The organism is Desulfuromonas carbonis, assembly GCF_054658035.1.
Map to the genome: position 1 here is coordinate 1,001,742 of NZ_BAAHXR010000003.1, position 14,583 is coordinate 1,016,324.

Genomic DNA, 14,583 nt, shown 5'->3' on the forward strand with positions numbered 1-14,583 from the left:
CCTCAATGCGTTTCCAGGCTCGCCAGCAGGCGTGCCAGGTCGAGCATGTTGATCATATCCCCCTGGTGATTGAAGACTTCGCGGATATACGCCTCCCGTTCCCGGTCCTGCAGATAGGGAAGCATTTTTTCCCGCTCCAGCGCCAGGATTCTGCCGACGGCGGTCACGCCGAGACCGAGGGGACAGGTCGCGGCCGGCAACACGATGACCCGCCGGTCCCGTTGCGAGGCTTCCAGACCGAGATACCCGGCGAGGTCGAGCACCGGCAAAATCGTGCCGTGAAAGTTGATCGCGCCGAGGTAGCCGGCCGGCGCCAGCGGGATGTAATCGAAGTCGGGGGCCTCGACGATCTCCTGCACATCGGCGACCTCAAGGCCGTAGAGCTCTTCACCGAGACGAAAGGTCAGGGTCAGGTCCATGGCGGCCTCAGCCCCGTTCGCTGCCAAGCTGGAAGCGTCGTACCGCGTCGAGCAGCTGGTCGGCCAGGGCCGAGAGGTCCTGGGCCGAGTGGGCCATTTCTTCCATGGAGGCGGTCTGCTGCTGGGTCGCCGCCGAAACCTCCTCGGTCGCCGCAGCGTTGTCGGCCACGACCTTGGAAATCTCGTCGATCGCCTCAACCATCTTGCCGGCCCCTTGCGTCTGCTTCTGGGAAAGTTCGGCGATGCTGGTCGCCTTGGTCTGGGTATTGGCCGCCGTCTCGATAATCTGGTCGAAGGCGGTCACCGTCGAATCGAGGGCGGTTCGGCCGGCGTCCATCTCGACCATGGTCTGCTTCATCGAAGCCTGCACCTGCCCTCCCTGCTCACGGATCGCTTCGATCAGACTGGTGATCTCGCCGGCCGATTCGCTGGTCGAATCGGCCAGTTTGCGGATCTCCTCAGCGACAACGGCGAAGCCACGGCCGTACTCGCCGGCCCGCGCCGCTTCGATGGTCGCGTTGAGAGCCAGCAGGTTGGTCTTCTGCGCGACCCCGGTGATGACGTCGACGATCTTGCCGATCTTCTGGACCTGGAGGCCGAAAGAGACGATCTGCTGGCCGTTGTTCTCCACCTCGACGAGAATGTGACGCAGCTTTTCGGTGGTGACCCGGGCGGTCTCGCCCCCCCCCTGGGCGGTTCGGGCGGTTTCGTTGGCGGCGGCGACCACCTTCTTCGCCGCCCCGGCGATCAGCTCGACGGAGACGGCCATCTCCCGGATCAGGCGCGAGGAACGTTCGACCATTTCGGCCTGGGTTTCCGCCCCGCGGCTGATCTGCTCGACGGTGTTGGAGACTTCATGGCTCGATGCGGTCATCTCCTGCGAGGTGGCGGAGAGACCCTGGGCCGCCTCGGCAACCTTGTTGGCGGAGGTGCGGATGGTGCCGACCAGGTCGCGCAGGCTCTCCACGACACGGTTCAGGGAACCGGCGAGATCGGCGGTTTCATCCGGAAAGGCGCTGCCGCGCAGGCGGATCGCCTTGGAGAGGTCACCGAGGCTGAGGCGCTCGGCCGCCTCCGAGAGGTGGCGGATGTTGGCCGTGAACGCCTTGGAAAAGGCCCACCCGAGCAGCAGGCCGACCAGGATCGCGCAGCCGATGCTGACCAGCTGCTGCCAGGCTTCGGGGATACCGAGATGGGGGACGAGCTGGTTGAGCAGCACGATAGAGCCCACCACGATGATAAATCCCATGATGAATTTGTAGCTGATTTCTACACGCATCGATCCACTCCTTCGCAAGACAGCTTCACTGGCAGGCAATTCTCATTGGCATTGACCGGGGCCGGGGCTCAGGGGGCGGGTAGAGAGCGGTAGATCCGCTCCTCCGGGTATTCGGCGGCAAAGCGTTGCCGAATCTCGCCGAGCAGGGTTTCCGCCCGTCCCAGGACCAAATACCCTCCCGCACCCAGGGCGTCAGCGAAGCGCCGCAGGATTCGCTCCTGGTCACCCCGGGAGAAATAGATCAGCACGTTGCGGCAAAGGATCAGGGCGGCCCTGGGGTAGGCCCCCTCGCCGAGGATATCCTGCTGTTGGAACTTCACCCGCTTGCGGATCTCCTCACGCAGGCGCAGCCCACGCCCCTCGGCCACGAAACAACGCTCCCGCATTGCCGCCGGCACCTCACCGAGGCGCTGCTCGTCGTAATAGCCGGCCGCCGCCTGGGCCAGGGCCGGAGCGCTGATGTCGCTCCCCCAGATTTCGATCTCCAGGTCCTGGACCGGCAGCGCCTCGACCAGCAGCGCCAGCGAGTAAGGCTCTTCGCCACTGGCACAGCCGACACTCCAGAGCCGCAACCGGCGTTCGCCGGCGGCGCGGGCGTTTTTCACCAGGGCAGGCAGGACCTCCTGCTGCAGGGTCTGGAAGGTGGAGGGGTTGCGAAAGAACTGGGAGACGTTGATGGTAATGGCCGCCAGCAACGGGTCCAGTTCACTCTCATTATGCTCCAGCCAAGCCAGATAGGGGAGCGCCGCACTGAAGCCGCAGGCCCGCACCCTGGCCGCGATCCGGCGCTTGACACAGCGGTCCTTGTACATACCAAGGTCGAAGCCGCGCCGGGCCAGCAGCAGCTCGCGCAGACGATCAAACTCGGCGTCGGGGAATTCGCTGCCGACAAAGGGTACATGATTTGACGACGGATCTCGCAACAGGCCCCCCAGGCAATCTCAAAGCTAGCAAACATCGGTCCAACGACCGTAGCACCCGCCCTTCCGGCGCCGGGGTTGCTAACCCTGGCCGGAAAAGTGATTGAATCCTCGCGGCTGCATCGGGCGGATGCCACCCTCCCGGTCTTTCACCAGCAGGCCGCCATCTGGCGGCGTAACCTGGCCGATGCGGCTGACCGGCAGTGACCAGTCGCGCACCAGTTCGGCAAGCCGTTCCTCGTGGTGCGGGGCGACGGTCAGCAGCAGTTCATAATCCTCGCCGCCGGCGAGCACCAGGTCAAAAAGTTCCGGCGCCTGCCGCAGCCGGGCTTCGGTTGCGGCCGATAGCGGCAGAGTGGCGGCGTCCAGCAGGGCCCCCGCGTTCGCCGCCGCCAGGATATGGCCGAGATCCGCGAGCAGACCGTCGGAGAGATCGATCATCGCCGTCGCCAGTCCGCCCGCGGCGAAGCTGCGCCCCGCGGCACTGCGCGCCGTGGGGCGATGGTGCCGCGCCAGCAGTTCCGGGTCGGGAGGTCGCCCCTGCTGCAGGTCGAAGAGCGCCAGGGCACTGTCGCCGAGGGTTCCGGTGACGTAGATGCCATCCCCGGGAGCGGCCCCGGAGCGCCGCACCAGCTCCCCCGGCGGAATGCTCCCCGCGGCGGTGACCGAGATCAGCAGCGGCCCCGGCGACCGGCAGGTATCGCCGCCGGCAAGGGTCACCCCGTATTCGTCACAGGCGGCGCAAAATCCCTCCATCAGGTCGTCGAGGTCGGCCAGGGGGAGGGTCGTGGGAATACCCAACCCAAGCAAGAGGAAGTGGGGCGTGCCGCCCATGGCCGCGATATCGCTGATATTGACCGCAACGCTCTTGCGGCCGAGATCGGCCATGCCGGTCCAGTCGCGGCGGAAATGCACCTCCTCGATGAGCAGATCCTTGCTGGTCAGCAGCAGCTCCCCGGCCGGGAGCTGCAAGGCCGCGCAGTCGTCGCCGATCCCCAGCAGCACCCCGCGCCCGTCCCGTACTCCGCTCCGGATGCGATCAATGAAACCGAACTCGCCGAGGTCCTTCAGCTTCATGCCGGATCGACCAGCGCCGCGGCCAGGACCTCGTCCATCGTCCGCACGCTGACGAAGTTCAGCTTGCTGCGCAGGGGGCGCGGGATCTCTTCCAGGTCCTTGAGGTTGCGGTGCGGAATGATGACGGTACTTATGTGGGCCTGGGCGGCGGCCAGAACCTTCTCCTTGAGGCCACCGATCGGCAGCACCTTGCCGCGCAGGGTGATCTCGCCGGTCATCGCCACATCTTTGCTTACCCGCCGGCCGGAGAGGGCTGAAATCAGCGCCGTCGCCATGGTCACCCCGGCGCTCGGGCCATCCTTGGGAATCGCGCCGGCCGGAACGTGGACATGGATATCCCGGGTTTCGAAAACCGCCGGATCGATACCGAGCTCATCGGCATGGGTACGGGCATAGGAGAGGGCGGCCTGGGCGCTCTCCTTCATCACCTCGCCGAGATGCCCGGTCAGGGTCAGGGTCCCCTTCCCTTTCATGGTGTTGACTTCGACGTAAAGGATTTCGCCGCCGACTTCGGTCCAGGCCAGGCCGGTAGCGAGCCCCGCCTCGTCCTCGCTGCGTTCCTCCTCCGGAAGATAGCGGGGCTGGCCGAGAAAGCGGGCGATGGTGTTCTCGCTGACCCGGATCGCCTGCTTCTTCCCTTCCGCGAAGCGGCGCGCCACCTTGCGGCAGATGCTGCCGATTTCCCGTTCGAGGTTGCGCAGCCCGGCCTCCGCCGTATAGCCGGTAATCAGGCGCAGCAGGGCGTTGCGGGAGAAGACCACCGCCCCCTTCTTCAGGCCGTTGGCTTCGAGCTGGCGCGGGACCAGGTAGCGGTTGGCGATGAAGACCTTCTCTTCGGCGGTGTAGCCGGCGAGGCGGATCACCTCGAGGCGGTCCTTGAGGGCCGAGGGGATCGGGTCCATGACATTGGCGGTCGCCACAAAGAGCACCCGGGAAAGGTCGAAGGGAAGATTGATGTAGTGGTCCGAAAAGGCGTGGTTCTGCTCCGGGTCGAGGAGTTCGAGGAGGGCCGCCGAGGGATCGCCGCGGAAATCGGCGCCGATTTTGTCGAGTTCATCGAGCATGAAGACCGGGTTGTTGGTGCCGGCCTGTTTCATCCCCTGCAGGATCCGTCCCGGCATGGCGCCGACATAGGTGCGGCGGTGGCCGCGAATCTCCGCCTCATCGCGCACCCCACCGAGGGAGATGCGCACGAACTCGCGGCCCAGGGCGCGGGCGATCGACTTGCCGAGACTGGTCTTGCCCACCCCAGGCGGGCCGACGAAGCAGAGGACCGGTCCTTTCAGATCCTTCTTCAGCTTGCGCACCGCGAGGAATTCGAGGATGCGGTCCTTGACCTTTTCGAGATCATAGTGATCCTCGTCGAGAACCCGGCGCGCCTTCTTCAGGTCGAGGTTGTCCCGGGTGGCGTGGCTCCAGGGGAGCTCCACCAGCCAGTCGAGGTAGGTGCGGACCAGGGAATATTCGGCGGCCTCGGGGTGCATCGTCTCCAGGCGCCGCAGCTGCTTTTCGGCTTCGACCAGGGTCTCTTCCGGCAGGTTCGCCAGTTCGAGCTTGCCGCGCAGTTCTGCGACATCTTCGGCACGGGGATCGGCCTCGCCGAGTTCGGCCTGGATCGCCCGCAGCTGCTCGCGCAGGAAATATTCGCGCTGGCTCTTCCCCATCTCCTCCTTGGCCTGGCTCTGGATGCGGTTCTGCACCGTCATCAGCTCCAGTTCCTTGGCGAGCAGGGTCTTGATACGCAGCAGCCGCTCCACCGGGTCGAGGATTTCGATCAGTTCCTGGGCCTCGGCGACCTTGAGGCCGATATTGCTCGCCACCAGATCGGCGAGGCTGCCGGGCTCTTCGATATTCTCCACCACCAGGATCACTTCCGGTGCGACGTTCTTGCCAAGGTTGACGATCTGGCCGAGCTGGTCACGAACGGTGCGCATCAGCGCCTCGACTTCGAGGGGGAGCTCGTCCTGGGGGGTCTCCTTCAGCTGTTCGATCTGCACGGTAAAATGGGGTTCGGTGGCATTGAAGCGCTCGATGCGCCCCTTGGCAAGGCCCTGGATCAGGACCTTGAGGCGGCCGTCGGGGAGCTTGAGCATGCGCATGATCATCGCCACCGTACCGGTGGTGTAGATCGACTCCGGAACCGGCTCCTCCTCGCCGAGGTCCTTCTGGGTGGCGAGGAAGATCAGGCGATCGCTGGCCAGTGCCGCATCGATGGCGGCAACCGACTTTTCGCGGCCGACGAAGAGGGGGAGGATCATGTAAGGGAAGATGACGACATCCCGCACCGGGAGGAGGGGAAGTTCATCAGGAATCTGGATATCTTTCTTTTCCGGACTGGTTGCCAAACGTAAGACCTCTCTGCCGGCATGCATGCCGGACCGATAACGCAATGGGGCAGGCCGCTACCTCCGTGCCCTGTCCGGGGCCGCCAACCGGCAGCGACAGGCACTGGGGTTTCGGACAAGATACCGGATGCACCGGCTTATGTCCAGCCGCAATTATCTTCTGGTCTCGGGGACTTGGGGCATTTTGTGCTGCTCAGGGCCGGATCTGGAAGCGCTCCTGCACCTCCCCCTGACAAACCCCGCCGGCAGTGAAACTGCGCTCGAAAAATTCGACGGCACCGGAATCCGTGATCAGTAGCAGGGTCGAGGCGCGGGTTCCATAGTCGCTGCTGCAGATAAATCGCGACGAAAGGAGCCGTTCCCAGGCCAGACCGACCCCGGTATCGGGCAGGTCGGCAGCGGCCGCCGGGGTGCGGTCGGCGAGCAGGGTGAAGAGCGACTCTGGGTTCACCCGGTTCTCCTGCACGAGCTTCGCCAGGGCCGCCTTGCCGCTGGTTACCTTCGGCCAGGGGGTATTGAGCAGGGCGTTGCTCAGGCCGTGGATGCCGGGAGTTAAAACCGTGGCGGCGCCGCCACGGCTGCTGAACCAGGCAACCTGGTCGCGGTTGCCGGCAAGGAGGTTAAAGGCATGGTAGTCCTGCGCCATCGGCGCCTGCGTCGCGATCCAGTCCCTCGGCTCCCTGCCGGAGGAGAGAAAGTCCCGCACCAGCAACCCCCGGGAAGGCGCATCACTGCGATGCCGGTCCGGGTCGCGAAAATCGCGGAAGTTGGTCACCGCCGCCCAGCGCCCACGCCGATCGACGCCGCACCAGGTCCCGCCGCCGACCAGGTCCCGACCCGCCAGAATTTCCGGCGGATCGCTCCACCAGGTGGCCGGTGCGGTCGGTCGACGGTGAAATTCATCGCGGTTGGCGGCCAGGACCAGCCGATACTCGGGGTGGCAGTTCCAGGCCAAGAGGATCAGACACATGGCAACGGGCCCTTCGCTGGCAGGACTATCTCCGGAAAAAGACGAACCTAACCTGAGGGTAACAGAGGTTCGGCCGGCAATGGAACGGATTTCCCCTCTCCCTGCGGACTTTCCTGACCTGGCTCCCGCTCCGTGACCTGCCGACGCCTGATAGCGGGGGCAGCACCCGCAACTTCCGTGGGGAGGAAAACATGTGATGGCAGCTCTCCATCTCTGACTCGCATGATTCAACTGCCTCGCCGCTGAAAATCGACCAGATAAAAAGGGCGGCCCATCTGGACCGCCCTTTTTATCTGCTGTGACTGGAATGCGCTCGGCTCAGACCTTCGGGCCGGCCTGGGTAAAATCGAAGTCGTCACCATCTTTCATGTACTTTTTGAAGTTCTGAATGAACATCCCGGCGAGCTTGTTGGCAGTGGCATCGAAGCTTTCCTTGTCGGCCCAGGCATTGCGGGGGTTGAGCAGGTTGCTGTCAACCCCGGGCAGAGCCTTGGGGATATTCAGGCGGAACCAGCGGGTCTGGTCGAACTCGGCGTTTTCAATGGAACCATCGAGAATGGCGTTGACGCAGGCGCGGGTCGCCTTGATGCTCATGCGCTTGCCGACCCCGTAACCACCGCCGGCCCAGCCGGTGTTGACCAGGTAAGCATTGACGCCGTGCTTTTCCATCTTCTCGCCGAGGAGCTTGGCGTAAACGGTCGGGTGCAGCGGAAGGAAGGCCTCGCCGAAACAGGCCGAGAAGGTCGCCTGGGGCTCGGTGACGCCGCGCTCGGTACCGGCGACCTTGGCGGTGTAGCCGGAGAGGAAGTAGTACATCGCCTGTTCCTTGGTCAGCTTGGAGACCGGCGGCAGCACGCCGAAAGCGTCGCAGGTGAGGAAGATGATGTTCTTCGGATGACCGGCCTTGAGGGTCGGCTCGTGGTTGTCGATATGCTCGATCGGGTAGGAGACGCGGGTGTTTTCGGTCTTGGAACGGTCGTCGAAGTCGATGATGCCGTCGTCATTGGCGACGACATTCTCGAGCAGGGCGTTGCGGCGGATGGCACCGTAGATCTCCGGCTCGCTCTCCGCCGAGAGGTTGATGCACTTGGCGTAGCACCCCCCCTCAAAGTTGAAGATACCGTCGTCGTCCCAGCCGTGCTCGTCATCACCGATCAGCTTGCGGGCGGCATCGGTAGAGAGGGTCGTCTTGCCGGTTCCCGAGAGGCCGAAGAAGAGGGCGACGTCGCCGGCCTTGCCGACGTTGGCGCTGCAGTGCATGGAGAGGATTCCCTGCAGCGGCAGCCAGTAGTTCATCATCGTGAAGATCCCCTTCTTCATCTCCCCGCCGTACCAGGTGCCACCGATGATGGCGACGTTCTTTTCGATGTTGAAGGCGACGAAGACTTCCGAATTAAGCCCGTGTTTCTCCCAGTTCTTGTTGACCAGGTTGCTGGCGTTGTAGACGGTGAAGTTGGGGGCGAAGGCGGCCATCTCCTCCTGGCCGGGGCGAATAAACATGTTCTTGACGAAGTGGGCCTGCCAGGCGAATTCGGTAACGAAGCGGACCGACTTGCGGGTCTTTTCGTTGGAACCACAAAAGCCATCGGTGACGTAGAGGTCTTTCCCCGCCAGGTAGTCGAGGACCTCGGCATGCAGTTCGTCGAAGATTTCCGGTGCCATGGCGACGTTGACCTTGCCCCAGGCGATATTCGCAAAGGAGGGGAGCTGGTGGACAAAGTACTTGTCCTTGGGGGAACGGCCGGTAAACTTGCCGGTATCGACCATCATGGTGCCGTTGTCGGCGACGCGCCCTTCGTTGTTGCGCTTTTCGTGCGCAAAAAGGTCGTCGAAACCGAGGTTGTGGTGGATGGTGCCAACGCTCTTCAGCCCAAGGTCTTTTGCCTGAATCATCTTCATCACCCTTGTTTGCGTGGAGTCGGGTCGCCGGGGAGCAACCGCTCGTTGATGTTCATGGACGGCGCGGGAGGATGCGTCGTCCAGATATGTGAAAAAATTCCAAAATTCTCGAAGCCGGTCACGGATTTGGCCCCGAAAGGTCTTAACAAATTTATCCTCAATAGAAAAGAAAAATATTTCAAAAATATCGCTAAAATTATTTACGCTTCCGTTTTACAATCGGCAGGGACAGTTTTCTCTCTCACCACAGCCTTCTTTCGGGGAGACCAATTTAGTTCTGCGGAAACACAGTAAGATATAGTGCTACTCTGTGCGGGTGCGCCCGGCATCCCGTCAGATCAACGTTCTTCCGAAGGAGGTCTTCCGATGAGTTATGACGTTCCCCAAAATGCCAAGCTGCTCAAATGGGTCGAGGAAGTCGCGTCCCTGTGCCAACCGGCCCGCATCCACTGGTGCGACGGATCGCAGGAAGAGTACGACACCCTTTGCGAGCAACTGGTGGCGAGCGGCACCTTCCGCAAATTGAATCCGGAAAAGCGGCCCAACAGCTATCTCGCCTGGTCCGATCCGATCGATGTCGCCCGGGTCGAGGACCGGACCTTCATCTGCAGCATCTCCAGGAACGATGCCGGGCCGACCAACAACTGGATGCCGCCGAAGGAGATGAAGGAGAAGCTCAACGCCCTCTTCAAGGGGTGCATGCAGGGACGGACCATGTACGTCATCCCCTTCAGCATGGGCCCGCTCGGTTCACCGATCGCCAAGATCGGTGTGGAAATCTCCGACTCCCCCTACGTCGTCGTCAACATGCGCATCATGACCAGGATGGGGAAAGCGGTCCTCGATGTCCTCGGCAACGGCGACTTCGTCCCCTGCCTCCACTCTATCGGTGCCCCGCTGGCGGCCGGCGAGAAGGATGTCCCCTGGCCCTGCAACCCGGAGAAATATATCGTCCACTTCCCCGAGGAGCGGTCGATCTGGTCCTTTGGGAGCGGCTACGGCGGCAACGCCCTGCTCGGCAAGAAGTGCCTGGCCCTGCGCATCGCCTCTCGGATCGGCTACGATGAGGGGTGGCTGGCCGAACACATGCTGATCCTCGGCGTCGAGTCACCGGACGGACAGAAATCCTACGTCGGCGCCGCCTTCCCGAGTGCCTGCGGCAAAACCAACTTCGCCATGCTGATCCCGCCGCCGTCGTTCCAGAAAAAGGGGTGGAAGGTCACCACCATTGGCGACGACATCGCCTGGATCAAGCCGGCCGCCGACGGCACCCTGCACGCCATCAACCCCGAGTACGGCTACTTCGGCGTCGCCCCCGGCACCTCGGTCGACACCAACCCCAACGCCATGGCCTCCTGTGCCGCCAACACCATCTTCACCAACGTGGCGCTCACCGAGGATGGCGACGTCTGGTGGGAGGGGATGACCAAGGAGCCGCCGGCCCGACTCACCGACTGGCAGGGGAATGCCTGGACCCCCGGTTGCGGCCGCCCGGCCGCCCACCCCAACGCCCGCTTCACTTCTCCGGCCAGCCAGTGCCCGTCGATCGACCCCGACTGGGAGAACCCGAAGGGGGTCCCCTTGAGCGCCATGATCTTCGGCGGCCGCCGCAAGGACACCATCCCGCTCGTCTACCAGGCCTTCAACTGGAACTTCGGCGTCTACCTCGCTGCCACCCTCGGCTCGGAGACCACCGCCGCCGCCGTCGGCGCCACCGGCAACGTCCGCCGCGATCCCTTTGCCATGCTCCCCTTCTGCGGCTACCACATGGCCGATTATTTCGGCCACTGGCTCAACGTCGGCCGTTCGGTGCAGAAACCGCCGCGCATCTTCAGCGTCAACTGGTTCCTCAAGGACGAAAACGGCAAATTTGCCTGGCCCGGCTACGGTGAGAACATGCGCGTCCTGAAATGGATCATCGAACGTATCCAGGGGCGCACCGGGGCCGTGGAGAGTCCGCTGGGGTGGATGCCGCGCTTTGAGGACATGGACTGGGACGGACTCGACATCAGCCGCGAGAAGTTCAAGACCCTGACCTCCGTCGACCGCGCAGTCTGGCAGGCCGAGGTCCTCTCCCACGAGGAACTCTTCCTCAAGATGTTCGACAAGCTGCCCAAGGAATTCCTGCGCATGCGTGAGCTGATCATCTCCAGCCTCTGGCGCTCCCCCGAACGCTGGGAGCAGATCGGCGATGTTCATCCGGAGGGGTGGAACGAATAACCGCGCGCTCCAGCACCAGCAGCAACAAGAAGGGCCGGATTATTCCGGCCCTTCTTGTTGCTGCTGTGCCAAGGGGGGAAGATCGACGCCCCCCACCCTCCGGCTAAACGGAGCGCTTTTTCAGGTAAGCCACCAGTTGCCAGATCTCCCGATCGGAAAGTCCGCGCCAGGCCGGCATGACCGAGCCCTGCGAACGAAACGGCTCGGCATTTTTTCCGACTTCGATCCGCCAGAAGAGATAGGCCGGATCCTTGTGCTGGTAGACCGGGTCGGAAAAATCGGGGGCTGGCGGCTGGAAAAAGTCGGCACGCGGACTGCGCCCCTCCGAGGTTTTGCCATGGCAGCTGGCGCAGCGGCTGGCAAAGAGCCGGGCGCCAGCGGCAATGGCGTCAGGGGCTTCGAGAAGCCCCGGGGGCGGCTGGCGCGCCGGATAGGTGGGCGTGCTGTTCTGACAGGCAACCAGGGTCAGCGCCGCAAGTGCTGCGAGAGTGAAGTAAAATTTCATCCCGGCCTCCCTCGACCCGGGATTTATCCCCGGGGGGAGTCGAAAGGGGGCGCCAACGGCGCCCCCTTTCGACTCTATCCTGGTTTCGGTTCAGGCTGCCGCCTGCGGCAGCTCGCCCCAGCGCTGCAGTTCGCCGACGACTGCGCTGACCACCCCCTCGACGGCTGCGGCCACCGCCGGCGTCAGCTCCATTGCCATCTCGATCGATCCGGGCTGCACTCCCCAGACCACCAGCTCGGCGGGAAGATGTCCCTGCAGCTCACAGACCGCCAGCAGGTCCTGTACTCCCATCTGGTGGACCGAAAGCTTGCTGGCAAAGGCCCGCGGCACCTCCTCGCCGACCAGGCGGAAGATACTCCCCGGCGCCGCGCCCATCTCCAGGGCATCGATGATCAGAAGCCTATCGACCCCCTCGAAGTGGGGGAGGAGATCGAGCCCGAGGGTACCACCGTCCAGGATCGTTACCCGTTCGGAGAAGCGATAGCGCTGCTGCAGGGCCGCGATCACCCGGCCACCGAAGGCGTCGTCACTCATCACCGCGTTTCCCAGTCCGAGGATCAGCAGGCTCATTCGAGGTCCCGCGGCTCGATGAACTTGTAGCCGCCAAAGATACTCGCCACGGTGCCGTTGCGCTCCTTGACGTCCATCAGCCAGGCGCTGTAGACGTGATGGATGCCGAAGCCGATCAGCAGCCACATGATGAGATGGTGAATCAGCCGCAGCCATTGCACCCCGATCAGGGCGTTGATGCCGCCGAAGATCGACGCCCACAGCCCGCCCGGTTCGAACTGGCCGTAGAGGGCGAAGCCGGTGGCAACCTGAAGCAGGAAGAGGACCATCACCCCCGAGTAGGCCGTCGCCGCCAGGGCGTTGTGCCCGACCTCGTAGGCGATCTGCCGGCCGCTGAAGGTGTAGTAGCGGAACATTTTCCAGGCGTTGCTCCGCCCCTCCTTGAAAAGGAGCGGAAAGAAAGCGCGCCAGGAAGCGTGGTGATTGGCGAAGAAAGCCCAGATCAGCCGGGCCAGAATCGAGACCGTAAAGAGATAGGCAAAAGAGAAATGAATAAAGCGCATCCAGCCCATCACGTACTGGGAAGGGTCGGAAACCTGGATGAAGGGGGCGCCGATATAAAAGCCGGTCACCGACAGCACGACAATGGAGAGGACGTTAGCCCAGTGGGTCAGCCGGACCGGCCATTCCCATACGTAGCGTATTTCGAGCATGGCGGTTCTCCTTTACAGGGCCTTGACCCGGATGATTTCCGTTCCCTTGCCATCGAGGACGTGAACGGCGCAGGCCAGGCAGGGGTCGAAGCTGTGGATGGTCCGCAGGATCTCCAGCGGCTTCTCCGGATCGGCGATCGGCGTGCCGATCAGGGCCGACTCGTAGGGTCCCATCTGGCCCATCGGGTCCCGGGGGCCGGCGTTCCAGGTGGACGGTACAACCGCCTGGAAATTGGCGATGGCCCCGTTCTCGATGCGGATCCAGTGGCCGAGGGCGCCGCGCGGTGCCTCGTGGTAGCCGAAGCCGCGCGCCTCCTTCGGCCAGGTGGCCGGGTCCCACTTCTCGCCATTGTGGACCTCGAGAATACCGCGCCCCATGTTGTCGGCGAGCTGGTTGAGCCAGCCTTCGTTCTGCTGCGCGAGGAGCAGGGTTTCGATGCCGCGGGCCGCGGTGCGGCCAAGGGTCGAAAAGAGGGCCGCCGGGCCGACACCGAGCTTGCCGAGGACGAAGTTGACCGTATCCGTGACCTCCTTGTGCCCCTTGGCATAGGCGATCACCATGCGGGCCAGCGGACCGACCTCCATCGGCTGGTCGAGGTAGCGCGGCGCCTTGACCCAGGAGTATTTCCCCTCGGTGTCGAGGAAATCGTAAGGCGGTTTGGGACCGGTGTACTTGTGGTTGGTCTCGCCGTCGTAGGGATGGAGTCCCTTGTCGTCCCCCTTGGAGTAGTTGTACCAGGAGTGGGTGACATACTCGGTGATCTTCTGCTCGTCCATGGTCATGACGTTGGCCAGGTCCTTGGCCATGATCACGCCGCGCGGAAAGTAGAGATTGTCGGTTCCCCCCGCGTTGTCCATGGGGAAATCGCCGTAGGTGAGGAAGTTGCCGACCCCACCGCCGATACCGGCCCATTCCTTGTAGAAGGAGGCGACCGCCAGCAAGTCGGGGATGTAGACCTGCTCGACGAAGATCCGCGCCTTCTTCAAGAGCTTGCCGATGTAGGCAACCTTGTCGGCGTTGATGGCATTCTGGCTGTCGGGATCGACCGGGATCGCCATGCCCCCGACCAGGAAGGTCTGCGGATGGGGATTCTTGGAGCCGAGGATGGCGTGAATCTTGATGATGTCCTTCTGCCACTCCAGCGCCTCCAGGTAGTGGGCGACGGCCATCAGGTTAGCCTCGGCGGGGAGGCGGTAGGCGCTGTGCCCCCAGTAGGCGTTCTGAAAGGGGCCGAGGCGCCCGGTGCCGACGAAGGCGGCAATCCGGTCCTGCACCCCCTTGAAATAGGTCACGCTCGACAGCGGCCAGTTGGAGATCGACTGGGCAAGCTTGGCGGTCGCTGCCGGATCGGCCTTGAGGGCGCTTGTGATGTCGACCCAGTCGAGGGCGTGCAGGTGATAAAAGTGGATGACGTGATCCTGCACCGCCTGGATCCCCATGATCAGGTTGCGGATCAGCCGGGCATTGTCCGGAATCTGGATCTTCAGGGCATCCTCGACGCAGCGGATGCTCGCCATGGAGTGGACGGTGGTGCAGACCCCGCAGAAGCGCTGGGTGAAGTGATGGGCATCGCGCGGGTCACGCCCTTTCAGAATCGTTTCGATGCCGCGGAAAGCGGTGGAAGAGCTCCAGGCATTGGTGATCTTCCCCCCCTCGATCTGGGCCTCTATCCGCAGGTGCCCTTCAATGCGGGTCACCGGATCGACTGCTATTTTTGTCGACATG

The 14,583-nt window shown here is 63.5% G+C and carries 12 protein-coding genes; 1 reads left to right on the forward strand and 11 read right to left on the reverse strand.

The genetic code is table 11. The features are described from left to right. Positions 1-2 precede the first annotated feature (2 nt). From ACYQ8E_RS11580 to pckA, 7 genes are all read right to left on the reverse strand, one after another. On the reverse strand, positions 3-419 hold the full coding sequence (locus ACYQ8E_RS11580; RefSeq protein ID WP_066729341.1) for a chemotaxis protein CheW: 417 nt from the start codon (positions 417-419) through the stop codon (positions 3-5). 7 nt (positions 420-426) lie between these two features. Beyond that, positions 427-1,698 (reverse strand): methyl-accepting chemotaxis protein, encoded by a 1,272-nt coding sequence (locus tag ACYQ8E_RS11585; protein WP_066729343.1) that lies wholly within the window; start codon positions 1,696-1,698, stop codon positions 427-429. Positions 1,699-1,766: 68 nt separating this feature from the next. After that, entirely contained in the window at positions 1,767-2,621 is an 855-nt protein-coding gene (locus ACYQ8E_RS11590) for a CheR family methyltransferase (protein ID WP_066729345.1), read from the reverse strand. Between the two features lie 78 nt (positions 2,622-2,699). Beyond that, the gene (thiL, locus tag ACYQ8E_RS11595) at positions 2,700-3,695 is read right to left on the reverse strand and encodes a thiamine-phosphate kinase (protein WP_066729347.1); all 996 of its coding nucleotides are present in this window, start codon (positions 3,693-3,695) and stop codon (positions 2,700-2,702) included. Continuing rightward, complete coding sequence (gene lon, locus ACYQ8E_RS11600) at positions 3,692-6,067, reverse strand: endopeptidase La (RefSeq protein WP_066729349.1); 2,376 nt, start codon at positions 6,065-6,067, stop codon at positions 3,692-3,694. Before lon ends, thiL begins: the two co-directional genes overlap by 4 nt. A 166-nt stretch (positions 6,068-6,233) precedes the next feature. After that, positions 6,234-7,010 carry an NRDE family protein gene (locus ACYQ8E_RS11605; RefSeq protein WP_459861042.1) on the reverse strand — a complete coding sequence of 259 codons (777 nt, stop codon included), beginning with the start codon at positions 7,008-7,010 and terminating at the stop codon, positions 6,234-6,236. A gap of 318 nt (positions 7,011-7,328) precedes the next feature. Further along, positions 7,329-8,903 (reverse strand): phosphoenolpyruvate carboxykinase (ATP), encoded by a 1,575-nt coding sequence (gene pckA / locus ACYQ8E_RS11610; RefSeq protein ID WP_066729352.1) that lies wholly within the window; start codon positions 8,901-8,903, stop codon positions 7,329-7,331. A gap of 372 nt (positions 8,904-9,275) precedes the next feature. Here pckA and ACYQ8E_RS11615 point away from each other — a divergent pair, with 372 nt between their 5' ends. Continuing rightward, positions 9,276-11,129 (forward strand): phosphoenolpyruvate carboxykinase (GTP), encoded by a 1,854-nt coding sequence (locus ACYQ8E_RS11615; protein ID WP_066729358.1) that lies wholly within the window; start codon positions 9,276-9,278, stop codon positions 11,127-11,129. Between the two features lie 103 nt (positions 11,130-11,232). On the opposite strand, the gene ACYQ8E_RS11620 is transcribed toward ACYQ8E_RS11615, so the two are convergent. From ACYQ8E_RS11620 to ACYQ8E_RS11635, 4 genes are all read right to left on the reverse strand, one after another. Then, positions 11,233-11,634 (reverse strand): c-type cytochrome, encoded by a 402-nt coding sequence (locus tag ACYQ8E_RS11620; RefSeq protein ID WP_459861043.1) that lies wholly within the window; start codon positions 11,632-11,634, stop codon positions 11,233-11,235. A 90-nt stretch (positions 11,635-11,724) separates the two neighbouring features. Further along, positions 11,725-12,204, reverse strand: a complete 480-nt coding sequence (locus ACYQ8E_RS11625; RefSeq protein ID WP_066729363.1) for a HyaD/HybD family hydrogenase maturation endopeptidase — start codon at positions 12,202-12,204, stop codon at positions 11,725-11,727. After that, positions 12,201-12,857, reverse strand: coding sequence for a Ni/Fe-hydrogenase, b-type cytochrome subunit (cybH, locus tag ACYQ8E_RS11630; RefSeq protein ID WP_066729366.1), 657 nt, complete (start codon positions 12,855-12,857; stop codon positions 12,201-12,203). Before cybH ends, ACYQ8E_RS11625 begins: the two co-directional genes overlap by 4 nt. 12 nt (positions 12,858-12,869) lie before the next feature. Beyond that, positions 12,870-14,582 carry a nickel-dependent hydrogenase large subunit gene (locus tag ACYQ8E_RS11635; protein WP_066729368.1) on the reverse strand — a complete coding sequence of 571 codons (1,713 nt, stop codon included), beginning with the start codon at positions 14,580-14,582 and terminating at the stop codon, positions 12,870-12,872. Between the last annotated feature and the right edge of the window lies 1 nt (position 14,583).